The sequence below is a fragment of the Asanoa siamensis genome (genome assembly GCF_016862555.1).
Taxonomy (GTDB): domain Bacteria; phylum Actinomycetota; class Actinomycetes; order Mycobacteriales; family Micromonosporaceae; genus Asanoa; species Asanoa siamensis.
In genome coordinates this window covers 1-6,353 of sequence record NZ_BONE01000159.1, presented here as the reverse complement: position 1 = coordinate 6,353, position 6,353 = coordinate 1, and the positions used below count along the sequence as shown (strand labels likewise).

Here is a 6,353-nt window from a genome sequence, read left to right as displayed (position 1 = left end):
TCACGAGACGTCCCTTAGGGGACTACACCGCGCTGCCGCGTTAACACTGGCGAATCACGCTGTAGACGGCGGGCGCCAGTGTCAGAAGTGTCGGACGGATCGCGCACCTACGCGCGGCAGCGTACGCACGTAGCCGCTCTGTGTCGGACGACCAGCTGATCGTATGGGTGCAGCCTGCACAGAGCAGTTTCGAGTGATCGGAGTGAAAATGAGTGTGGAAGGAGCGGGACGCGGCGTTCGCGGTATTGCGGCGCTGGGTTTGGTCGTCGCTGCGGTCGGGATCGTGTTGCAACGGGCAGCCGGAGTGTCGATGCCGTTGGTGCCGCCTGGGTTGGTTCTGTTGGTCGTGGCAGCCGCGTTGACGGTTTTCGTCCGGTGGCGTTGGGCGCCCGCGTTCGGGGTCCTGGTGGCTGTGATGGAGGCAATCGCGTTGGGTGTGGGCGGCGCCGACGACCTCGTCAACTCCGAGGCGACGGGTGTCATGCTCGCGACCTGGGTCCGCGCGATCGGTGTCGTCGTTGCCCTGGTGGCCGGTGTGGCCTCTCTTCGTAGCCCGGCCCGGGTGGCGCATGCTTGACGGAGCGTCGCCACCGTAGTGATGCGGGCCGGTCGCCGCCCGGCCCGCATCATGTTGGGTTGGTCCAATCGTCTGGCCCGGCATCGGCTTGACCCCGGATGATCCCATCGATCGCGGCAGATCCGGTCGCACGCCTGCCGTAGGGCAGCACCAATGGCGTGTCGGATACCGGATCGGCGATAACGCGGGCGTGCAGCCCGAACACCTCCTTCAGCAGCGCCTCGGTCAGGACCTTCGCCGGTGGTCCGGCGGATACGATCCGACCGGCGTGCATCGCGACGAGGCGGTCCGCGTAGCGGGCAGCGAGGTTGAGGTCGTGCAACACCATTACCACCGTCCGGCCGGCCTCCCGGTGCAGGCGGTCGATGAGGTCGAGGACGTCGATCTGGTGCGCCAGATCGAGGAAGGTCGTCGGCTCGTCGAGCAACAGCACCTCGGTGTCTTGTGCCAAGGCCATCGCGATCCATGCACGCTGACGCTGACCACCGGAAAGCTCGTCGACGACCCGAGTGGCAAGATCGAGAGTGCCGGTCCAGCGGAGCGCGTCGTCGACCGCCGCCTCGTCGCTCGGCGACCACTGTCGATACCATGCCTGGTGCGGGTGGCGGCCACGGGCGACCAGGTCGGCGACCGTCAGTCCGTCCGGAGCCACTGGTGATTGCGGCAGCATGCCGACGACGCGGGCGACCTCGCGGGTCGGCATGCTGTGGATAAGCCTGCCGTCGAGGACCACCGACCCGCTGCGGGGTGCGAGCATCCGGCCCATAGCTCGCAGCACGGTCGACTTCCCGCAACCGTTCGGCCCAATTACGGCCGTGCAGGTGCCGTTCTCGATGTCCAGGCCGAGATTGTCGACCACCGGCGGGCCGCCGCCATACGCCAGTGTCAGCTCTCGGGCGCAGATCCTGGGTGTCACGAACGGGCCTCCCGGCGGCGTACCAACAGATAGATCAGGTAGGGCGCACCGAGGCCCGCGGTCAACACGCCGACTGGCAGTTGGACCGGGAATACGCTCTGCGCGGCCAAGTCGGCGCAGACCACGAGCCCAGCGCCGAACACGCCCGCGGTGACCATGGGCGGTCGGGCGGCGCCAGTCGCCCGCTGGGCGAGCTGGGGCGCGGCCAGGGCGACGAACGCGACCGGGCCGGCCGCTGCGGTCGCCACCGACGCGAGCCCGACCGCGACCAGTAGAAGCGCCGTGCGTGACTGCTCGACCCGCACGCCGAGGGCGGTGGCGGTGTCCTCTCCGAACTGGAGAGCACCGAGTGTATGAGTGAGCACGAGCGCGAGGGGCAGCAGCACGGCCACGGCCAGGGCGACCGGGCGGACGTGCTCCCAGCCGCGCGAATGCAGGCTGCCAGTTAGCCAAACCATTGCTCGACCGGCGTCGGCCACGTCCGCGACCAACAACAGCCACGATGTGATGCTTGCCAGGACCGCCGCTACGCCAATCCCGATGAGCACGAGGCGGTGCCCGTCGATGCCCCGGCGCCAGGCCAGCAGGTAGACGAGCAACGCGGCCAGCAGACCGCCGGCGAGCGCGGTCAGCGGCACGCCGACCGTGGCGGCGGTGCCGCTCACCGCGCCGTACCGGCCGGCGAGGACGATGACGGTGACGGCGCCGGCGCTCGCGCCCGCCGTGACGCCCAGGACATCGGGACTCGCAAGCGGGTTACGCGCGATCGTCTGGGCGATCCCGCCGGAGAGACCGAAGGCCGCGCCGACGAGTGCGGCGGTGAGCGTGCGCGGCAGCCGCAGCTGGAGCACGATGAACTCGGTGGCGGCCTCCCCTCGGCCGACGAATGTCGCGAAGACGTCACCGAGACCGATCGGGAAATCACCATGACCGACGCTGACTGCCATCGCGACAACCAGCACTGCCAGCCCAATGACAGGGACGAGCAGAGCGCGGGGACGCCACACTGTTGACAGTGGACCAAGCCGTAATGGCGTCCGGCCAGGCACGGCCCTCATATCCGGACCAGGCCGCGACGCCGGATCAACGCGATGAAGTAGGGCGCACCGACGAAGGCGAGCACGATACCGACCGGCAACTCCCCGGCACCCACGATGACCCGACCGGCGACATCGGCGACGAGCACGAGTATCGCGCCGATCAACGCCGCATAAGGTGTGAGCCAACGGTAATCCGGGCCAGTGATACCGCGTGCGACGTGCGGCACGATCAGGCCTACGAAGCCGATCGGCCCGCACGCTGCCACCGCCGCGCCGGTGAGCAGCGTGATCGAGGCGACCCCGACGGCCCGGGTGAGTTGAATCCGAATGCCCAGCGACCGGGCGATGTCCTCGCCGAGTGCGAGCCCGTTGAGGCCGCCGACATTCGCCGCGGCGAGCACGAGTCCCGCTAGCACAAAAGGCGCCACCTGACCGGCGATCCACGCATCGCGACCTGCCAGTCCGCCGACCGACCAGAAGCGATAGGCGTCGAGCGTCTGCGAATCGAGCAGCACGAGGGTGGTCGTGGCCGCGCCGAGCAGGGCAGTGACTGCGATTCCGGCCAGGGCGACCGTGACTGGAGTGCCGCCGCCGCGACCAAGGGTTCCGATCAGGAAGACGAAAACGCTCGCGACGAACGCCCCAGCGAAGGCGAACCAGACGTAGCCGTAAAGGTCGTCCACACCGAGTACGAATATGGCAGCTACGACGGCGAGGGCCCCGCCGGCGCTGACACCGAGCAGCCCAGGGTCGGCGATCGGATTGCGAGTGTGCCCCTGGATCAGCACGCCGGCGACCCCGAGTGCCACCCCGATGGTGACGCCCAGCAGCGTACGCGGAGCGCGCAACGAGCGCACGACGATGTCGCCCTCGGTGCCGGTCGGCTGCGTCATCGCGTGCCACACCTCGGCCGGCGTCAGCGGGTTCGCGCCGAGCGCGAGGCTGGCGACCGCGGCGATCGCGAGCAGCCCGACGAGCACGACCAGGCCCGCGCTGCGGCGGGCGCGCATCGCTCGAGTCGTGGGCGGCTCTTCGACGGCCGCACGCGTAGCCGGTGTCACATGACCCTCCCCCTCAGATCGCAAACAATTAAGGCATGCCTAATCGCGGTTGGGCGCACCGTGAAGCTCCCGTGAAGGCGAACCTGCCTAGCGTTCGAGAGGAAAGCCTCACCTAAGTAGGAGGAACCTGGTGTCATCCGTACGCGGCACTGTCAGCCGCGCCCTCGCCTCCGTGCTCGCGGGCGCCATGCTGCTCACAATCGCGGCGTGCGCCAGCGACGAACCTGTTGCCACCGCGAATGACAACTCCCCCGCAGCGCAGAGTTCGTTCCCGCGGACCGTGTCCCACGCCATGGGCACCGCGAAGATAGACAGAGCGCCGACCCGGGTGTTGGCGCTGGACATGACGTTCGTCGACGCGGCGCTGACGCTGGAGGCGAACGTGATTGGCTTTACCACGATCAACGCCGCCTCGACAGCGCTGCCCGAGTACTTCGGCGAGGCCCGCGCCACCCTCGCTAAGGAAGCGGTACCCGTTGGCACGCTGGCCGAGCCGAACTTGGAGAAGATCGCGTCCCTGCGACCGGATGTGATCATCTCCGCCAAGGTGCGGCACGAGGCAATCTACGACGAGCTCTCCCAGATCGCTCCGACCGTCTTCAGCGACACAACCGGCGGGAGATGGAAGGAGAACATCCGGCTGACAGCCACGGCGCTCGGCCGCGAGGACCTCGCCGAGGAGAAGATCGCGGCTTACGAAGAGCGGGCCAAGACGGTCGGCGAAGCGATCCGCGCCCGTGCGGGCAAGAACCCCACGCTGTCAGTGGTCCGCTTCGTCGACGGTCCGACCCGGCTGTACAAGGAGGACACCTACTCCGGTGTCGTACTCAAGGACGCCGCGCTCGCCCGGCCCGCCTCACAACAGGGTGCGGGCTTCTCAACCGAGATCAGTGAGGAGCGCATCCTGGACATGGATGCTGACCACATCTTCGTCACCACCTACCCGGACGAGAAGGGGCTGTCCGCGCAGACGCAGCGAAAATTCAAGGCGAACCCGTTGTGGGGCAAGCTGACCGGGCAGTTGCACGAGGTCAACGACCTCACCTGGATGAGCGCCGTCGGCATGTTCGGCGCCCACATCATCCTGGACGACTTGGCCGCAACGTTCGGCGTCGATCCGGCCAAACGCTAGGCCGTGTTTTCAGAAGTGGGAAGCCCCGCGCGGTCTGTGACCGCCAGCGGTTGGGGGACAGAGGATCACCTGACCGACCGGGCCGTCACCATGACCCGCACGATGATCAAGGTGGCGGCGGCCGCCGCGTTGAGGACGATCCAGAGGGTCCCGACCGCCGGATTCCAGACCATGAGATGGTCCTTGACCAGGCTCCAGGCGTCCGGGTCGCCGCTCCAGTTATAGGTTACGGGACTGAACCGGTATTCGAACCAGGCCAGGCCGGTGACGAGGAACGCCGTGATGACCGCGCGGACGAGCGTACCGGTCCGTCCCTCCCGCAGCTGCCGATCCCTCGGCAGCAGGACCGTGAGCAGCAGCAGATTGAGGAATGCGAAGAGGCCCACCATGGTCAGCCCGACGCTGCAGTAGTTGGAGACGAAGTACGGGAGGGTCGCGTCCCCGGGCGGAAGAGCGGCGTGGGTGGCGGACACGGTGCCGGCCACGCCGGCCCACCACAGCAGCGGACCGACCAGCACCATCAAGACCAGCAGTATCCAACGGCCGACGGCCATCGCAGGAGTCTACGGCCTCCCGGCGCTAGGCGGTGTTTCAGACGTGGGTTGGCTGGTCGGTGCTGGCTGTGGCTGGTGGGCGTGTCGGTGATCGATAAACAGTGAGGTCTCCGGTAGATGGTTCATCGACGAAGAAGACCATCAGCACGGAGACCTCGTGGCCAGCATATCGGTGACGAGGCGGCACGACCTGACCGACGGCCAGTGGGCGGTGCTGAAGCCGTTGCTGCCCAGGGGCAAGAAGCCAGGCCGACCGCCGAAATGGAGTAAACGGCAGCTCATCGACGGGATCCGGTGGCGGGTTCGGGTCGGCTCGCCGTGGCGGGACGTGCCTGTGGCGTACGGCCACTGGCAGACGGTGTACGGGCTGTTCCGTCGCTGGCAGCGTGACGGTACCTGGGCGCGGATCTTGACCGGACTACAAGCCCGGGCGGACGCCTCTGGACTGATCACCTGGGATATCAGCGTGTATTCCACCGTCGCCCGAGCGCATCAGCACGCGGCTGCTGCCCACACCGCACGGTACGAGCAGGCGGAGTCGCCGGGCGGGGTCCAGGCTGAGCCCGCTGACCACGCGTTGGGGCGTTCCCGCGGTGGGCTGACCACGAAGCTGCACCTGGCGTGTGAGCAGGGCCTGAAGCCGCTGTCGATGGTAGTGACGGCCGGGCAGTGCGGCGACAGCCCGCAGTTCGTGCCGGTCCTGGCGGGCATCCGTGTTCCACGCATCGGGTTGGGCCGGGCGCGTACTCGACCGGACCGGGTGCTCGCGGACAAGGCGTACGCGGGCAAGGCCAACCGGGAGCACCTGGCCAGGCGCGGGATCCGCGCCACAGTTCCGATCAAGGCCGACCAGGCGGCGAGCCGGCGTAGGAAGGGGTCGAAGGGCGGCCGGCCACCGGCCTTCGACCCCGAGACGTACAAGCAACGGCACGCTGTCGAGTGCGGTATCAATCGGCTCAAGCGCCACCGTGGGGTAGCCACCCGGTACGACAAACTCGCCGTCCGCTACCTCGCCACCCTGCACATCGTCGCGATCAACGAATGGCTGTGACCGCTTATGAAACGCGCCCTAG

General features: G+C 68.0%; 7 protein-coding genes. 3 read left to right on the top strand and 4 right to left on the bottom strand.

All coding sequences use genetic code 11. The features are described 5' to 3' along the window. Positions 1–193: 193 nt before the first annotated feature. The gene (locus Asi02nite_RS40590) at positions 194–577 is read left to right on the top strand and encodes a hypothetical protein (RefSeq protein ID WP_203719371.1); all 384 of its coding nucleotides are present in this window, start codon (positions 194–196) and stop codon (positions 575–577) included. Positions 578–626: 49 nt separating this feature from the next. On the opposite strand, the gene Asi02nite_RS40585 is transcribed toward Asi02nite_RS40590, so the two are convergent. Genes Asi02nite_RS40585 through Asi02nite_RS40575 form a run of 3 tightly spaced genes read right to left on the bottom strand, consistent with a single transcriptional unit; the run spans position 627 to position 3,543 of the window. Next, positions 627–1,493 carry an ABC transporter ATP-binding protein gene (locus Asi02nite_RS40585; RefSeq protein WP_203719370.1) on the bottom strand — a complete coding sequence of 289 codons (867 nt, stop codon included), beginning with the start codon at positions 1,491–1,493 and terminating at the stop codon, positions 627–629. Beyond that, positions 1,490–2,551, bottom strand: a complete 1,062-nt coding sequence (locus Asi02nite_RS40580; RefSeq protein WP_203719369.1) for a FecCD family ABC transporter permease — start codon at positions 2,549–2,551, stop codon at positions 1,490–1,492. Before Asi02nite_RS40580 ends, Asi02nite_RS40585 begins: the two co-directional genes overlap by 4 nt. Then, positions 2,548–3,543, bottom strand: coding sequence for a FecCD family ABC transporter permease (locus Asi02nite_RS40575; RefSeq protein ID WP_203719368.1), 996 nt, complete (start codon positions 3,541–3,543; stop codon positions 2,548–2,550). The genes Asi02nite_RS40580 and Asi02nite_RS40575 overlap by 4 nt, the downstream gene beginning before the upstream one ends. 181 nt (positions 3,544–3,724) lie before the next feature. Here Asi02nite_RS40575 and Asi02nite_RS40570 point away from each other — a divergent pair, with 181 nt between their 5' ends. Continuing rightward, a complete protein-coding gene (locus tag Asi02nite_RS40570; RefSeq protein WP_239127708.1) occupies positions 3,725–4,726 on the top strand; it encodes an ABC transporter substrate-binding protein in 1,002 nt (333 codons plus the stop codon). Positions 4,727–4,791: 65 nt separating this feature from the next. On the opposite strand, the gene Asi02nite_RS40565 is transcribed toward Asi02nite_RS40570, so the two are convergent. Then, positions 4,792–5,280 carry a hypothetical protein gene (locus Asi02nite_RS40565; RefSeq protein ID WP_203719367.1) on the bottom strand — a complete coding sequence of 163 codons (489 nt, stop codon included), beginning with the start codon at positions 5,278–5,280 and terminating at the stop codon, positions 4,792–4,794. A 157-nt stretch (positions 5,281–5,437) separates the two neighbouring features. Here Asi02nite_RS40565 and Asi02nite_RS40560 point away from each other — a divergent pair, with 157 nt between their 5' ends. Continuing rightward, complete coding sequence (locus Asi02nite_RS40560; RefSeq protein WP_203719366.1) at positions 5,438–6,331, top strand: IS5 family transposase; 894 nt, start codon at positions 5,438–5,440, stop codon at positions 6,329–6,331. The last annotated feature ends 22 nt before the right edge of the window (positions 6,332–6,353 follow it).

What these genes read in the sequence shown, in the direction of transcription:
- Asi02nite_RS40580 (WP_203719369.1), bottom strand. Translation starts at nt 2,551, where the DNA reads ATGAGGGCCGTGCCTGGCCGGACGCCATTACGGCTTGGTCCACTGTCA.
- Asi02nite_RS40575 (WP_203719368.1), bottom strand. Translation starts at nt 3,543, where the DNA reads ATGCGCGCCCGCCGCAGCGCGGGCCTGGTCGTGCTCGTCGGGCTGCTC.
- Asi02nite_RS40565 (WP_203719367.1), bottom strand. Translation starts at nt 5,280, where the DNA reads ATGGCCGTCGGCCGTTGGATACTGCTGGTCTTGATGGTGCTGGTCGGT.